Below are 13690 nucleotides of genomic sequence, written 5' to 3' on the forward strand. Positions count from 1 at the left end.
GCGGCGGCCGGCGGCTCGTGGGCGAGGCCCCGGCTAGGAGGCCTCCCGGGCGTCGGCGTTGTCCGCGTCGTAGCGTTCGCGGGCCGCGTGGACCTCGTCGAAGTGGGTCTCCGCCCAGTCCTTCACCGCCGTCAGCAGCAGGGCGAGGTTGTCCCCGAGCGGGGTGAGCTCGTAGTCGACGCGGACGGGGACGGACGGGGTGACCGTGCGGGTCAGGATGCCGTCGCGCTCCAGCGTGCGCAGGGTCTGGGTGAGCATCTTGGGGCTGACGCCGGCGATCCTGCGGGCCAGGTCGCTGTAGCGCTGGGGCGCGGGGGCGAGGGCGGAGACGACCAGGCTCACCCACTTGTCACTGAGGCGGTCCAGGAGCTGGTTGGTGGGGCAGCCGCGGATGAAGGCGTCGTACTCGGTGCGGGCCTGCTCGCGCCGCTGGGCGGCGGTCATGGTGGCCATGGCGACTCTCCTGCCGGTGACGTAGGCACCTTCGGGTAACTACTTCCCCGTGGATAGTAGCTCTTCCTAGGGTTGTGGCAACGGAGAGGGGGCGGGAAGTCCCCTCGAGGAGCAGACCCTGCAAGGGAGTTGTCATGCGTGCAGTAGTGGTGCGGACCTTCGGCGGGCCCGAGGTCGTGGAGGTCGTGGACGCCGAACTGCCCGAGCCCGGCGCGCGCCAGGTCCGGATCCGGGTGGCCGCGGCGGCCCTGAACCCCGTCGACGCGGGGGTCCGCTCCGGGGTGTTCGGGGGCGCGGGCAAGACGATCGGGCTCGGCTGGGACGTCGCCGGGACGGTGGACGCGGTGGGCGTCGCCTCCGCGTGGAGCGTGGGGGACGAGGTCGTGGCCCTCGACTACGGGATGGTCAAGCCGCTCGGCACGCACGCGGAGTACGTGGTGGTGGACACGGACGCGGTGGCGCTCGCGCCGGCCTCGGTGGACGCGGTGCACGCGGCGACGCTGCCGCTCAACGCGCTGACGGCCGTCGGGGCGCTGGATCTGCTGGCGCTGTCGCCGGGGCAGTCGCTGCTGGTCACGGGGGGTGCGGGGGCGGTCGGCGGCTTCGCCGTCGAGCTCGCCGCGCGACGGGGGCTGAAAGTGGCCGCGCTGGTCCGTGAGGAGGACGAGGAGTTCGTCCGGTCGCTGGGCGGCACGCGGTTCGCCGGTGGCGCGGAGACGTTCGACGGGGTGCTGGACGCGGCGGTGCTGGGCCCGCGGGCGCTGGCCCTGGTGCGGGACGGCGGGGTGTACACGGGGGTGATCCCGCAGGCCTGGCCGGCGTCCGAGCGGGGCGTGCGGACCGACGCGGTCGAGGTGGGCGCCGACGGGGCACGGCTGGCGGAGCTGGTGCGGGCGGTCGACGCGGGGGAGCTGACCCTCCGGGTGGCCGACACGTTCTCCCTGGCCGACGCGTCGACGGCGCACGCCCGGCTGGCGGAGGGCGGCCTGGCGGGGGCGGCTGGTGCTGGTGCCGTGACGGGGGAGCGGGCGCGAGGCCGGGGCCGGGGTGCGGGCCCGAGCCGAGCCGGGCCGGGGGCGGGACCGGGCGGAATAGGGGTGGCAGGGGCGCTGTTGGACCGTGTAGTTTAACGGTCAACAACTTTGGAGGGTGAGCGACCATGCAGTTCGGGATCTTCACGGTGGGCGATGTCACGCCGGACCCGACCACGGGCCGTACGCCGACCGAGGCCGAGCGGATCAAGGCCATGGTCGCCATCGCGCAGAAGGCCGAGGAGGTCGGCCTCGACGTCTTCGCGACCGGCGAGCACCACAACCCGCCGTTCGTGCCCTCGTCCCCGACGACGATGCTCGGCTACATCGCCGCGCGGACCCGCAAGCTGATCCTCTCCACCTCCACCACCCTCATCACCACCAACGACCCGGTGAAGATCGCGGAGGACTTCGCGATGCTCCAGCACCTGGCCGACGGACGCGTGGACCTCATGATGGGGCGCGGCAACACGGGCCCGGTCTACCCCTGGTTCGGCAAGGACATCCGCGAGGGCATCAACCTCGCCATCGAGAACTACGCCCTGCTGCGCAGGCTGTGGCGCGAGGACGTCGTCGACTGGGAGGGCACGTTCCGCACCCCCCTCCAGGGCTTCACCTCCACGCCCCGCCCGCTGGACGACGTGCCGCCGTTCGTCTGGCACGGCTCCATCCGCTCGCCCGAGATCGCCGAGCAGGCCGCGTTCTACGGCGACGGGTTCTTCCACAACAACATCTTCTGGCCGGCCGACCACACCCGGCGGATGGTCGAGCTGTACCGGGCCCGGTACGCGCACTACGGGCACGGCACGCCCGAGCAGGCCATCGTGGGCCTCGGCGGCCAGGTGTTCATGCGCAGGAACTCGCAGGACGCCGTCCGTGAGTTCCGGCCCTACTTCGACAACGCGCCGGTCTACGGTCACGGGCCGTCCCTGGAGGACTTCACCGACCAGACCCCGCTGACCGTCGGCACGCCGGAGCAGGTCGTCGAGAAGACGCTGAAGTTCCGCGAGTACGCGGGCGACTACCAGCGCCAGCTGTTCCTGCTCGACCACGCGGGGCTGCCGCTCAAGACGGTCCTGGAGCAGCTCGACCTGCTCGGCGAGGAGGTCGTGCCGGTGCTGCGCAAGGAGTTCGCCGTCGGACGGCCGGCCGACGTGCCGGACGCGCCCACCCACCGCTCGCTGCTCGCGCACAAGGAAGCCAAGGAGGTCGTGGCATGAGGCTCGTCGTCGTCTCCGCGGGGCTGAGCGTCCCGTCGTCCACCCGGCTGCTGGCCGACCGGCTGGCGCAGGCGGTGCAGCGGCAGGCCTCCGCCGACGTCGAGGTCGTGGAGCTGCGCGACCTCGCGGTGGAGATCGCCCACCACTTCACCAACGGCTTCCCCGGGCGCGCGCTCGCCGCCGCCCTGGAGGCGGTGACGGCCGCCGACGCCCTGATCGTGGTCACGCCGGTGTTCTCCGCCTCCTACAGCGGCCTGTTCAAGTCGTTCTTCGACGTCCTGGACCAGGAGGCGCTGGCGGGCAAGCCGGTGCTGATCGCCGCGACCGGCGGCAGCGCCCGCCACTCGCTCGTGCTGGAGCACGCGCTGCGGCCGCTCTTCTCCTACCTGCGGGCCGTGGTCGTCCCGACCGCCGTCTACGCGGCCTCGGAGGACTGGGGCGCGCAGGGACTGCCCGAGCGGATCGAGCGGGCGGCGGGGGAGCTGGTCTCGCTGACGGCCGGCCGCTCCGCACCCGCGGTGCCGCCCGCTCCCGCGGAGCCCGCCCCGGGCGGGTTCACGGTCGTGCCGTTCGCCGAACAGCTCGCGGCGCTGGCCGGACGGTGAGCAAGGAGCGCCGGGCGGGCGCGGACGACCCGCCCGGCGCCTCGGTGAGAGCCGAGTAAGAAGGGTGATCGCAGAAGGTCCCCGCCGCCCCGGCCGCCGGTGGCCAGGGCAGACTGGACGGGTGCCTCCCACCGTTCTGCTCGCCGAAGACGACCGCGCCATCCGCCACGCCCTGGAACGCGCCCTGGCCCTGGAGGGCTACCGGGTCACCGCGGTCGCCGACGGGGTCGAGGCGCTGGCGCAGGCCCACAAGAACCCGCCGGACGTGCTCGTCCTCGACGTCATGATGCCCGGGATCGACGGCCTCCAGGTCTGCCGGGTGCTGCGCGCCGAGGGCGATCGGACGCCCATCCTGATGCTGACCGCGCTGGTGGAGACCGCCGACCGGATCGCGGGACTGGACGCGGGCGCCGACGACTACGTCGTCAAGCCGTTCGACGTCGAGGAGGTCTTCGCCCGGCTGCGGGCGCTGCTGCGCCGCACCGGCTCCGAGACCGCGCCGCCGCTCCCGCCCGAGCCCCCCAGGCAGTCGCCCGAGCGCCATGTCGAGGCGGCCGGCCTGCGGATGGACCCGCAGGCGCGGCGGGTGTGGCGCGGCACGCGGGAGCTGGAGCTGACCCGGACCGAGTTCGAGCTGCTCGAACTGCTCGTGCGCAACGCCGGGATCGTGCTGGACCACTCCACGATCTACGACCGCATCTGGGGCTACGACTTCGGTCCCGGTTCCAAGAACCTCGCCGTCTACGTCGGCTACCTGCGCCGCAAGCTCGACCAGCCGGGAGCCCCGCAGCTGATCCACACCGTGCGCGGGGTGGGTTACGTGCTGCGGGAGGACTGAGGGGCGCGGGCGTGAGCGGTCCGCGCCGGCTGCGCCGGGCGCTGTCCCGGCCGCGGCCGAAGCTGGTGTCGCTGCGCACCACGTTCGCGGTGTCCTTCGCGGCCGTGACCGCCGCGGTCACCGTGCTCGTCGGCGTCCTGTCGTACTCGGCGGCCGCCCGGCTGGTGCGGGTCGACCAGGAGTCGGTGTTCGACGAGGTCGTGCAGGACCTGCGGGACGAGGTGCGCGACCACCGGATGGCGCCGGAGGACTTCTCCTCGGCGGAGCCCGGCCACGACATCGTGCGGCCGGCCCGCACGGACGTGCAGGTCCTCGGAGCGGACGGCTCGGTCGTGGACGGCGGCAGCCCCGGGCTGCCGGTCGTGGCCGCCGACCGCGCGGTCGCGGCCGCCCCCGCGGCGGGCGGGATGGCCGTCCACAAGGACGTGAACGTCGGCAGCGACGTCTACCGCATCGCGACGGTCTCCCTGGGCGGCGGCCGGGGCGCGGTGCAGGTGGCGCAGGAGTTCAGCGACACCGAGGACCTGCTGCGGGCACTCCAGCAGCGCACCCTGATCCTGATGATCGCCGTCGTGACGGCCGCCGGGCTGTTCGGCTGGTGGCTGGCCCGGCGCATCACCCACCGGCTGGTCATCCTCACCACCGCCGCCGAGGACGTGGCCCGCACCCGCCGCCTCGGCGTCCAGGTGCCCGTCACCGGACACGACGAGGTGGGCCGCCTCGGCCGTGCCTTCGACCGCATGCTGGGCCGGCTCGCGCAGTCCGAGGAGGACCAGCGGCGGCTCGTCCAGGACGCGGGCCACGAGCTGCGCACCCCGCTGACCTCGCTGCGCACGAACATCTCCCTGCTGCGCCGGATCGACGAGCTGCCCCCGGACACGCGCGACGAACTGGTCGCGGACCTCACCCAGGAGGCCCGCGAGCTGACCGACCTGGTCAACGAGCTCGTCGATCTCGCGGCCGGCCAGTCGGACGCCGAGCCGCCGCGCCGGCTGGACCTCGCCGACGTCGCGGAGGAGGTCGCGGGCCTGGCCCGGCGCCGCACCGGGCGGCAGGTGCTGATCCGGGCGGGCGGCGACACCACCGTCCACGGGCGGCCGGCGATGTTGCAGCGGGCCGTGTCCAACCTGGTGGAGAACGCGACCAAGTTCGACCGGGACGGCCGCGCGCCCGTCGAGATCGTCGTCACCGGGCCCGCCCGGCCGGGGGTCGTGCGCGTCGAGGTCTGCGACCGGGGGCCCGGTATCGCCGAGGCCGACCTGACCCGCGTCTTCGACCGCTTCTACCGGGCCGCGGACGCCCGCTCCCTGCCGGGATCCGGTCTCGGCCTGTCGATCGTCCGCGAGGTGGCCCTCGCCCACGGGGGAGCGCCGTTCGCCTTCCGCCGCGCGGGCGGCGGCACCGTGATCGGCTTCACCGCGGGCGGCGGTCTCCCGGACCGCTCCCGGGACGACGACCGCCCCCACGAGCACCGCGGCCGGCTCCGCCCCTGACGCCGGCGCTCGCCCGCCGGACGGGGAAGCGGCGGGCTTGAGCACGCGGCGGGGTGGGAATAATACCGAAATGCGTGCTTTCGCGCGGAGAGTGAGATGAGCAGGTGAGTGAGGCATCCGACGCCGGCGGTGAGCCGCTCACCGCACGCGTCACCGTCGACGACCAGGGTGTCGTGACCGGCTGGGACGAGGGCGCCGCACGACTGCTGGGATACGCCCCGCACGAGATCCTCGGCCGGCCGGCGGCGACCCTGCTCGCCGGGGAGTCGGCCGCGGCGGACCTTCGGCCGTCGGCCGGGCTGCCCCGATGGCAGGGCACGCTCGCCCTGCGCCACCGGGACGGCCGCCGCCTGCGGGCCAGGGTCCTCGCACACCGCCGCACGGGGGACGACGGGGTCCGCGACTGGCTGGTCGTCGGCGCCCCGGCGGCCGCGCCCCGGCCCGAGGACGACGCGCTGATGCGCTGGGGCTTCCTGCGGTCGCCCTCCTGCGCGACCTCCGTGTACGACACCGACCTGCGTCTGCGCCGCTCGAACCGGACCGCGCAGGCCGCGCTGGGCCTGAGCGAGGAGGAACTGCGCGGGCTGCGCATGACGGACGTCCTGCCCACGCCCCTGTCGCGGGAGGTCGAGCGGCGGATGCGGCAGGCCCTGGAGACCGGCGAGCCGCAGTACGTCGAGAACTACGCCCGGGCCCCCGGCGAGCCCCGCGAACACGCCTGGTCGGTCCACCTCTACCGGGTGGAGGACCCGGACGGCCGGGTGCTGGGGGTGGCCGCCGCGGGGCACGACATGACGGAGCAGCACCGGGCCCGCGAGCGCCTCCAGCTGATCGCGGAGGCCAGCACCCGGATCGGCAGCACGCTCGACGTGACGCGGACGGCGCAGGAACTGGCGGACGTGGCGGTGCCCGGCCTCGCCGACTTCCTCAGCGTGGACCTGCTGACCTCGTTCGAGCAGGGGCGGGAGGAGCCGGTGGCCGGCGGCCCGCTGCTGCTGCGGCGCGTCGCCCACCAGTCGGTGCTGCCGGGCGCCCCCGAGGCCGTCCTCGCCCTCGGCGACGTGGACGAGTACCCGGAGGGCTCCCCGCCGGTGGAGAGCCTGCGCTCGGGGCGTTCCGTGCGGCGGCGGATCGACGGGGGCGCGGTGCCCGCGTGGGTCGCCGGGGACCCGCTGCGCGTCGCCCGCATCCGCGACTACGGCTTCCACTCGCTGATGGCCGTGCCGCTGTCGGCGCGCGGCACCACGCTCGGCGTCGTCGTGTTCGCCCGCCACCGGCGGCCGGACCCCTTCCAGGCGGACGACCTCGTCCTCGCCGAGGAACTGGCGGCCAGGGCGGCGGTCTGCATCGACAACGCCCGGCGCTACACCCGCGAACGCGCGACGTCGGTCGCCCTCCAGCGCAGCCTGCTGCCGCAGCGGCTGCCCGAACAGTCCGCGGTGGAGGTCGCGTCCCGCTATCTGCCGGCCGACGTGCGGGCCGGGGTGGGCGGCGACTGGTTCGACGTCATCCCGCTGTCCGGGGCGAGGGTCGCGCTGGTCGTCGGCGACGTCGTGGGGCACGGCATCCACGCCTCGGCCACCATGGGGCGGCTGCGCACGGCCGTGCGCACCCTCGCCGACATCGACCTGCCGCCCGACGAACTGCTCACCCACCTCGACGACCTGGTGGGCCTGCTGGCCACCGGGACCGACGCGCTGGGCGACGCGGGAAGTGCCGGGGACGTCGGGGCGACGTGCCTGTACGCCGTGTACGACCCGCTCGTGCGGCGCTGCACCCTGGCCAGGGCGGGGCATCCGCTGCCGGCGCTGGTGACGCCGGACGGCGAGGCGGAACTGCTGGCCCTGCCGGCCGGGCCGCCGCTCGGCCTGGGCGGGCTGCCCTTCGAGTCGCTGGAGATCGACCTGCCCGAGGGCAGCCTGCTCGCCCTCTACACCGACGGCCTGATCGACTCGCGCTCGCGCGACAGCGACGTCGACGACGGCGCCTCGCGGCTGTGCCGGGCCCTGGCCGCGCCCGCCGCCTCGCTGGACGCGGTGTGCGACGAGATCCTCGCCGACCTGCTCCCGCAGCTGCCGTCCGACGACGTGGCGCTCCTGGTCGCCCGCACCCGGGGGCTCGACCCCTCCCGCATCGCCACCTGGGACGTGCCCTCGGACCCGGCCGCGGTGGCCGAGGCCCGCAAGCGCGCGGTCGACCGGCTGGAGGCCTGGGGGCTGACCGACGCCGCGTTCGTCACCGAACTGATCGTCAGCGAACTGGTCACCAACGCCATCCGGCACGGCCGGCCGCCCGTCCAGCTGCGGCTCATCCACGACCGCGCGCTCATCTGCGAGGTGTCCGACGGCGGCGGCACGGCGCCCCACATGCGCCGGGCCCGCACCTACGACGAGGGCGGCCGCGGCCTGCTGCTGGTCGCCCAGCTGAGCCGGCGCTGGGGCACCCGTCCCGGCGCCAGGGGCAAGACGATCTGGGCGGAGCAGACCCTCGACGGCCCGCCCGACGGCTCGTGGCTCTGAGCCCGGGCCGGACGGCCCGCGCGGCCGCCGTCCGTCAGCCGTTCTTGCGGGCCACGCCGCCGTAGATGCCGATCGGCGGGGCGTCGGCCTGCGGGGGCTCGTCGGGACGCCAGTCGGGGACGAGGACCAGTCCCGGCTCGACCAGGGCGAGGTCGCCGAAGAAGCGCAGGACGCGGGCGCGGCCGCGGGGGTTCATGGTGGCGGTGGCGTTCCGGTAGACGTTCACCGCGTCCTCGCGGGCGTCGTCGTGGATGTCGACCGTCGCGTGGGACAGCACGAGGTGGGAGCCGGCCGGCAGCGCGTCGAGCAGGGTGGCGACGACGGCGTCCGGGTCCTCCTCCTCGGTCAGGAAGTGCAGGACGGCCACCAGCAGCAGGGCCACCGGCTGGTCGAAGTCGATGACCCTGCGCACGTCGGGGTGGTCGAGGACGGCTCGCGGGTCGCGCAGGTCCGCCAGGACGACGGAGGTGTGGTCGTCGTCGTCCAGCAGGCTGCGCGAGTGGGCGCTGACGATGGGGTCGTTGTCGACGTAGGCGACGCGGGTCCCGGGCGCGACGGCGCGCGCTATCTGGTGCACGTTGGGCTCGGTCGGCAGGCCGGTGCCGATGTCGAGGATCTGCCGGACCCCGCCCTCCCGGACGACGTGCCGCACGGCGCGGTGCATGAAGCGCCGGTTCGCCCGCACGGCCAGCCGGACCTCCGGGGCCGCGAGGATGAACCGCTCGGCCGCTTCCTGGTCGACCTCGTAGTGGTCCTTGCCGCCGAGGAAGTAGTCGTACATCCGGGCGGGGTGGGGCTTGCTCGTGTCGATCGCCGGTGACGTGCCGTCGGCGTCGCCGCCGACGCGAGGAGGGGTCATGCTGCCTGGCTCCGCCCTGGACCTGATGTCCTGCCGCCGGACGAACCGGGAGGGTGACTGTCGGGTCATCATCCTGACATGCCGGCGGCGGTGTCCAACCACGGCCCGTGCCCGGGCAGTTGACGATCCCGCTCAGCCCAGGAGCCGGCGCTTCTGCTCCGCGAACTCGGCCTCGGTCAGCACTCCCTGCTTCCTCAGCTCGCCGAGTTCCTTGAGCTGATCGATCCGCGCCCCGAAATCGTCCGACTGCGGCGGCTGTGGCGGCGCGGCCTGCGGCTGCCCGTAGCCCTGCGGCGTCCCGTAGGACTCCGGCGGGGACTCCTGGGCCGCCCAGCGTCCCTGCTGGCGGCGTGACACACGGTTGGAGACGGCGGTCGCCGTGCCCGCGACGACCGCGGTGCGCGCGACTCCGCGAAGAAGACCCGGCATGGCCCAGCCCCTTTCGTCCATAGGTCATTCCATTGGACCACCGTGCGCGGCGGCCCGCGAATTCCCGCCCGATCTGCCGATTACGCCGACTGGTGGCACGCTGGAGTTGTGTCCACGACCGGGCGGACGTCCCGGCGTCGAGGCCCAGTTGAAGGAGCCCGCAAATGGCCACACAGAGCACGGGAATGCACCGGACCGACGCCCGGGGAATGGGCGCCGTGTCCGGCTGGACGGTTTTCGCCGCGATCATGATGATGTTCGGCGGCGTTCTGGCGATATTCGAGGGAATATCCGCCATCGCGAAGGACGACGTATTCGTCTCCACCCGCAATTTCACCTTTCAGTGGAGTCTGACCAGCTGGGGATGGCTGCACCTCTCCCTCGGCATCGTGGTCGTGCTGGCGGGCATGGCCTTGTTCAGCGGTGCCATGTGGGCCCGCGTCGTCGGCATCACCGTGGCGGGACTGAACCTGATCGCCAATTTCGTGTGGCTGCCCTGGTATCCGTTCTGGGCCATCACGCTGATGGTCATCGACGGGTTCGTGATCTGGGCCCTGTGTGTCGGCCCGCGCAAGGAACGCGCGATGTGACCGGTTGCCCTGCGGGCATCGCGCCGTCCCCTTACCGGCCGCACCCCACGGGTGCGGCCGGAACGCGTGGCGGGGAAATCACCGCGACGCTGACGCGTGCGATTCCGGCCGTGCGCCACGCCCTTTCCTCTCCGCCGTGCGCGGTCAGTCGACCGGGCCCGCTCCGGATGCCGACGACCACCGGTCCCGGCAGCCTGGGATGCGAAGGCCCCGGCTCCTGGCCGGCCTCCCCCACAGACGAGGAACCGTCGCCATGATCTGTCGCAGTCGTGCCCGCCGACGGGCGGGAGGAGCCGTGTTCCTCCTGCTGGCCGTCGCCGGTTGTAGCAATGGTGGTTCCGCCCTCGGCACGGTCGAGTACACGACCCCCGCCGGACAGGTCGTGAAGATCCAGAGTCCGCCGGACGACGGCTGCCACCGCCTGCCGGGCGGCGCCCGCAGCGTGCGCAACTACACCGTCGACGACCTGCGGCTCTACGCCGACGCGAACTGCGTGCTGACGAAGGCCGGCGACGACCAGAGCGGCCGCACCGGCGGAGAGAGCTTCTACCTCGGGACCCAGATGTCCGTCCCGTTCACCCCCGGCCAGACCCCGTGGCGCAGCTACTCGGTGGTCGGCGGCGGCGCCTGAGCCCGCGCGGCCCGGACATCCGCCGCCGGCGCGCCCGACGGCACCGCCGGGCCCCTGCGTGCCGCCCACGCCGGGCCGCTGCGTGCCGCCCGCGGAAAACGGCCGGGCCGCCGGGTGACGTCCACCCGGCGGCCCGGCCGTCCCGTGCGGCGGTTCAGGAGGCGGCGCGGCGCTTCACGAGGCGGCCTCGGTCGCCTCCAGCGCGGCGAGGAGCGCCTGGACGGGCAGCCGCCCGGAGGCGACCAGCTGCGCTCCTCCGCGGCGCAGGGCGGCGGCGAAGGGGGCCGCCCACCGGTTCTCGTACACCAGCAGCGCGGCGGAGTTGCCGGGCTCGACGGCCGCCGCGGCCGCCTCCAGGTCGTCCTGGCCCAGCAGGCCGGACCGCGCGCCCTCGAAGACGGCGAGGTCGAGCCGGCCGTCGCCGGTGAGGTCGGCGATCTCCAGGGCGATCACCGAGCCGTCGGCGTCCTTCCTCACGAACGTCAGGTCCAGGATCCGGATGAGTCCGCGGTCCACCAGGTCGACCAGCAGCGGGAAGCCCTCGCCCGTCATCCGGTTGCCGGGGAACTCCACCACCACGTAGTCGACGGGGCCCATCTCGTCGATCGGCTCACCCTGCTCGTCCCGCTCGCCCGGCCCGGTCGCCGGCGTCTGCTGCGTCAGGTCGCTCTGCTCGCTCACGGCTTCACCTCTGGTGCTGGTGCCTGTGCTGGTGCCGCCCCCTGACTGTCATTGCATCACCCGGCCGGGCCCCCCGCACCCGGTGCCCGTTCACCCGTGCGGACCGCCCGGCTCGCCCGCCCGCCCCGCGGACGGTCTCCTCGAAGGCATGACTGGCAGCGACGCGCCCCCGCCCCGCCCGGAGGACCCCTACGGCGGCTCCGCGCAGGAGACCCGGATCGCGCAGCAGGCGCGCGAGCTCGACGAACTGCACCGCAGGCTGGGCGAGTTGGAGAGCCGTCCGCACCGGCACAGGCACTGGCTGCGCGCGCTGGGGTCGATCCTGCTGATCCTGGTGGCGTCCCTGCTGTCCCTGCTCGCGGTGGTCGCGGTCTGGGCGAACAGCATCGTCCGCGACACCGACCGCTACGTGGCGACCGTCGCGCCGCTGGCCTCCGACCCGGACGTCCAGCGGGCCGTCACCCACCGCGTCACCGACGTCGTGCTCCGGCAGATCGACGTGGACGCCCTGGTCGACCAGCTGAGCCGGGCCGCGTCGGAGCAGGGCGTGCCGCCCAAGGCCGCGGACCTGATCAAGAACCTGAGCGGCCCGATCGACAGCGGGCTCAAGCAACTGGTGAGCACCACCGTGATGCGGGTGGTCTCCGGGCCCGCCTTCGAGAAGGTCTGGACGAACGCCAACCGCCGCGCCCACAGCGCCGTCGACAAGGCGCTGACCGGTTCGGGCGGTGGCACCGTGCAGGTGCGCGACGGCCAGGTCGCCATCGACGTCGCGCCCGTCGTCGCCGAGGTCAAGCAGCGGCTCGTCGACTCCGGGCTCGCGGTGGCGGCGAAGATCCCCGACGTGCACACGGACTTCGTCGTGGTGCAGAGCAAGGACATCGGCAAGATCAAGTCGTACCTGCGGGTGTTGCAGATCCTCGGCAACTGGCTGCCGGTCGTCGCGGTGCTGATCGCGGCCGCGGGCGTGTTCGTGGCGGTGCACCGGCGGCGGGCGCTGATCGGGGCGGCGATCGGGGTGTTCCTCGCCATGGTGCTGCTGGGCGTGGTCCTCGCCGTGTTCCGCGCGGTGTACCTCGACCACCTGCCGCCCGGCACGAACTCGGACGCCGCGGGCGCGATCTACGACGCGCTGGTGCGGTTCCTGCGCTCCAGCATCCGGGCGGTCGGCGCGCTGGCCGTCGTCACGGCCCTGGGCGCGTTCCTCGTCGGCCCCTCGCGGGGCGCGGTGTTCGTCCGCCACTTCTGTGGCACGGGGATCGGCGCCGGGCGGGACGTGGCCGCTTCGGCGGGGCTGCGGCTGGGCGCGGTGGGCCGGTTCGTGCACCGCTTCAAGACGTGGATCGGGGCGGCGATCCTGGTGGTGGCCGCGGTGGTCCTGTTCACCTGGAGCTATCCGACCATGGCGGTCGTGCTGTGGACGGCCGTGATCGTGCTGGTCGCCTTCGGCATCCGCGAGTTCCTCGACCCCGGCCCGCAGACCCGCCCGGAAGGGCCGGGCGACGTGACGGACGTGACGTGACGTCGACGGCCGGCGGACGTCAGCCGGCCGTCAACTGGTAGAGGCTGCGGCCCACCAGGAACAGCCCGACGCCGAGGAGGAGCACGACGAGCGCCGGGTCCTGGTGGGTCTGGAGCCACTCCCGCAGCCTGCCGAGCCGGACCCGGGAGGCGTCGGGGGCGAACGCCGCGTAGACCTCCATCGCCAGCAGACCGCTCGTGGCCAGCAGGCAGTAGCCGAACAGGGCCGCGAACGAGGACGCGTGGGACAGGTCGGCGTCCACCACGGTCGCCGCGCCGGCGGCCACGAGCCCCCACGGCTGCAACAGCGGTCCCAGCGCCGCCGCCTCCCACAGCGCGATCCGGTCGAGCCGCGCCATCATCCCGCCGGCCGGCCGCGGCCTGGGCCCCCGGCGGTGACGGCGCACCGCGTACCAGACCAGCGCCACGCCCACGGCGAGCTTGACGGCGGTCGAGGCGGTGGAGGGCGCGGACCGGGGAGCGGGAGGCTTCCCGCCGGTCGTCAGCACCACCGCGGCGACCACGGCCACGAAGCAGGCGAGCCAGGCGAGGACGAACGCGAGACCCTTCCACAGCCCCCGGCGCGCGGCCAGGACCAGGACGAACGCGGTCACCGACAGTGGGAAGACCGCGATCGCGAGGGCGATGACCACCAGGTCAAGGACCATCGCCGCCCCTGCGGCCGCGCGCGCTCATCTCCTCATCGTCATCGGCGCGACCGGGGGGCACAACTTCGCGCGGTGCGCGGCCGGCGCCGCCCGCACGCCGCGCGGGCTTCACCCGTTCGGCTCCGGACGGACTCCCGCCACGGGCCGCGGGG

The 13690-nt window shown here is 74.1% G+C and carries 13 protein-coding genes and 1 pseudogene; 9 read left to right on the forward strand and 5 right to left on the reverse strand.

All coding sequences use genetic code 11. From position 1 onward, the window contains the following. Window positions 1-33: 33 nt before the first annotated feature. On the reverse strand, window positions 34-453 hold the full coding sequence (locus KMS84_RS03590; protein WP_256914532.1) for a winged helix-turn-helix transcriptional regulator: 420 nt from the start codon (window positions 451-453) through the stop codon (window positions 34-36). A gap of 134 nt (window positions 454-587) precedes the next feature. Between KMS84_RS03590 and KMS84_RS03595 the strand changes: the two are divergent. The 6 genes and pseudogenes from KMS84_RS03595 to KMS84_RS03620 all read left to right on the forward strand — a co-directional run bounded on the left by KMS84_RS03595 (window position 588) and on the right by KMS84_RS03620 (window position 8159). Then, window positions 588-1470, forward strand: a pseudogene (locus KMS84_RS03595) (NADP-dependent oxidoreductase). Between the two features lie 142 nt (window positions 1471-1612). Further along, on the forward strand, window positions 1613-2704 hold the full coding sequence (locus tag KMS84_RS03600; protein ID WP_256914533.1) for an LLM class flavin-dependent oxidoreductase: 1092 nt from the start codon (window positions 1613-1615) through the stop codon (window positions 2702-2704). Continuing rightward, window positions 2701-3309: a CE1759 family FMN reductase gene (locus KMS84_RS03605; RefSeq protein ID WP_256914534.1), complete on the forward strand. Its 609-nt coding sequence runs from the start codon at window positions 2701-2703 to the stop codon at window positions 3307-3309. The genes KMS84_RS03600 and KMS84_RS03605 overlap by 4 nt, the downstream gene beginning before the upstream one ends. Window positions 3310-3430: 121 nt before the next feature. Further along, window positions 3431-4147, forward strand: a complete 717-nt coding sequence (locus KMS84_RS03610) for a response regulator transcription factor (RefSeq protein WP_256914535.1) — start codon at window positions 3431-3433, stop codon at window positions 4145-4147. Between the two features lie 11 nt (window positions 4148-4158). After that, window positions 4159-5640, forward strand: coding sequence for a sensor histidine kinase (locus tag KMS84_RS03615; RefSeq protein WP_256914536.1), 1482 nt, complete (start codon window positions 4159-4161; stop codon window positions 5638-5640). 104 nt (window positions 5641-5744) lie between these two features. Beyond that, entirely contained in the window at window positions 5745-8159 is a 2415-nt protein-coding gene (locus KMS84_RS03620; protein WP_256914537.1) for a SpoIIE family protein phosphatase, read from the forward strand. A gap of 34 nt (window positions 8160-8193) precedes the next feature. Here the strand turns inward: KMS84_RS03620 and KMS84_RS03625 are convergent, their stop codons facing one another. Together KMS84_RS03625 and KMS84_RS03630 are read right to left on the reverse strand one after the other, a co-directional pair. Then, window positions 8194-9018 (reverse strand): SAM-dependent methyltransferase, encoded by an 825-nt coding sequence (locus tag KMS84_RS03625; RefSeq protein WP_256914538.1) that lies wholly within the window; start codon window positions 9016-9018, stop codon window positions 8194-8196. Window positions 9019-9150: 132 nt separating this feature from the next. Next, on the reverse strand, window positions 9151-9447 hold the full coding sequence (locus tag KMS84_RS03630; RefSeq protein ID WP_256914539.1) for an SHOCT domain-containing protein: 297 nt from the start codon (window positions 9445-9447) through the stop codon (window positions 9151-9153). A gap of 164 nt (window positions 9448-9611) precedes the next feature. Between KMS84_RS03630 and KMS84_RS03635 the strand changes: the two genes are divergently transcribed. Together KMS84_RS03635 and KMS84_RS03640 are read left to right on the forward strand one after the other, a co-directional pair. Then, window positions 9612-10037 (forward strand): DUF7144 family membrane protein, encoded by a 426-nt coding sequence (locus KMS84_RS03635; RefSeq protein WP_256914540.1) that lies wholly within the window; start codon window positions 9612-9614, stop codon window positions 10035-10037. Window positions 10038-10290: 253 nt separating this feature from the next. Further along, a complete protein-coding gene (locus tag KMS84_RS03640) occupies window positions 10291-10668 on the forward strand; it encodes a hypothetical protein (protein ID WP_256914541.1) in 378 nt (125 codons plus the stop codon). A 174-nt stretch (window positions 10669-10842) separates the two neighbouring features. Here the strand turns inward: KMS84_RS03640 and KMS84_RS03645 are convergent, their stop codons facing one another. Then, window positions 10843-11265, reverse strand: a complete 423-nt coding sequence (locus KMS84_RS03645; protein WP_256914581.1) for a DUF6325 family protein — start codon at window positions 11263-11265, stop codon at window positions 10843-10845. Between the two features lie 232 nt (window positions 11266-11497). Here KMS84_RS03645 and KMS84_RS03650 point away from each other — a divergent pair, with 232 nt between their 5' ends. Next, complete coding sequence (locus KMS84_RS03650; protein ID WP_256914542.1) at window positions 11498-12871, forward strand: hypothetical protein; 1374 nt, start codon at window positions 11498-11500, stop codon at window positions 12869-12871. Window positions 12872-12890: 19 nt separating this feature from the next. Here KMS84_RS03650 and KMS84_RS03655 read toward each other — a convergent pair whose 3' ends face one another. Next, window positions 12891-13538 carry a GAP family protein gene (locus tag KMS84_RS03655; protein WP_256914543.1) on the reverse strand — a complete coding sequence of 216 codons (648 nt, stop codon included), beginning with the start codon at window positions 13536-13538 and terminating at the stop codon, window positions 12891-12893. Window positions 13539-13690 lie beyond the last annotated feature (152 nt).

Source organism: Streptomyces hilarionis (assembly GCF_024539675.1).
GTDB classification, from domain to species: domain Bacteria; phylum Actinomycetota; class Actinomycetes; order Streptomycetales; family Streptomycetaceae; genus Streptomyces; species Streptomyces hilarionis.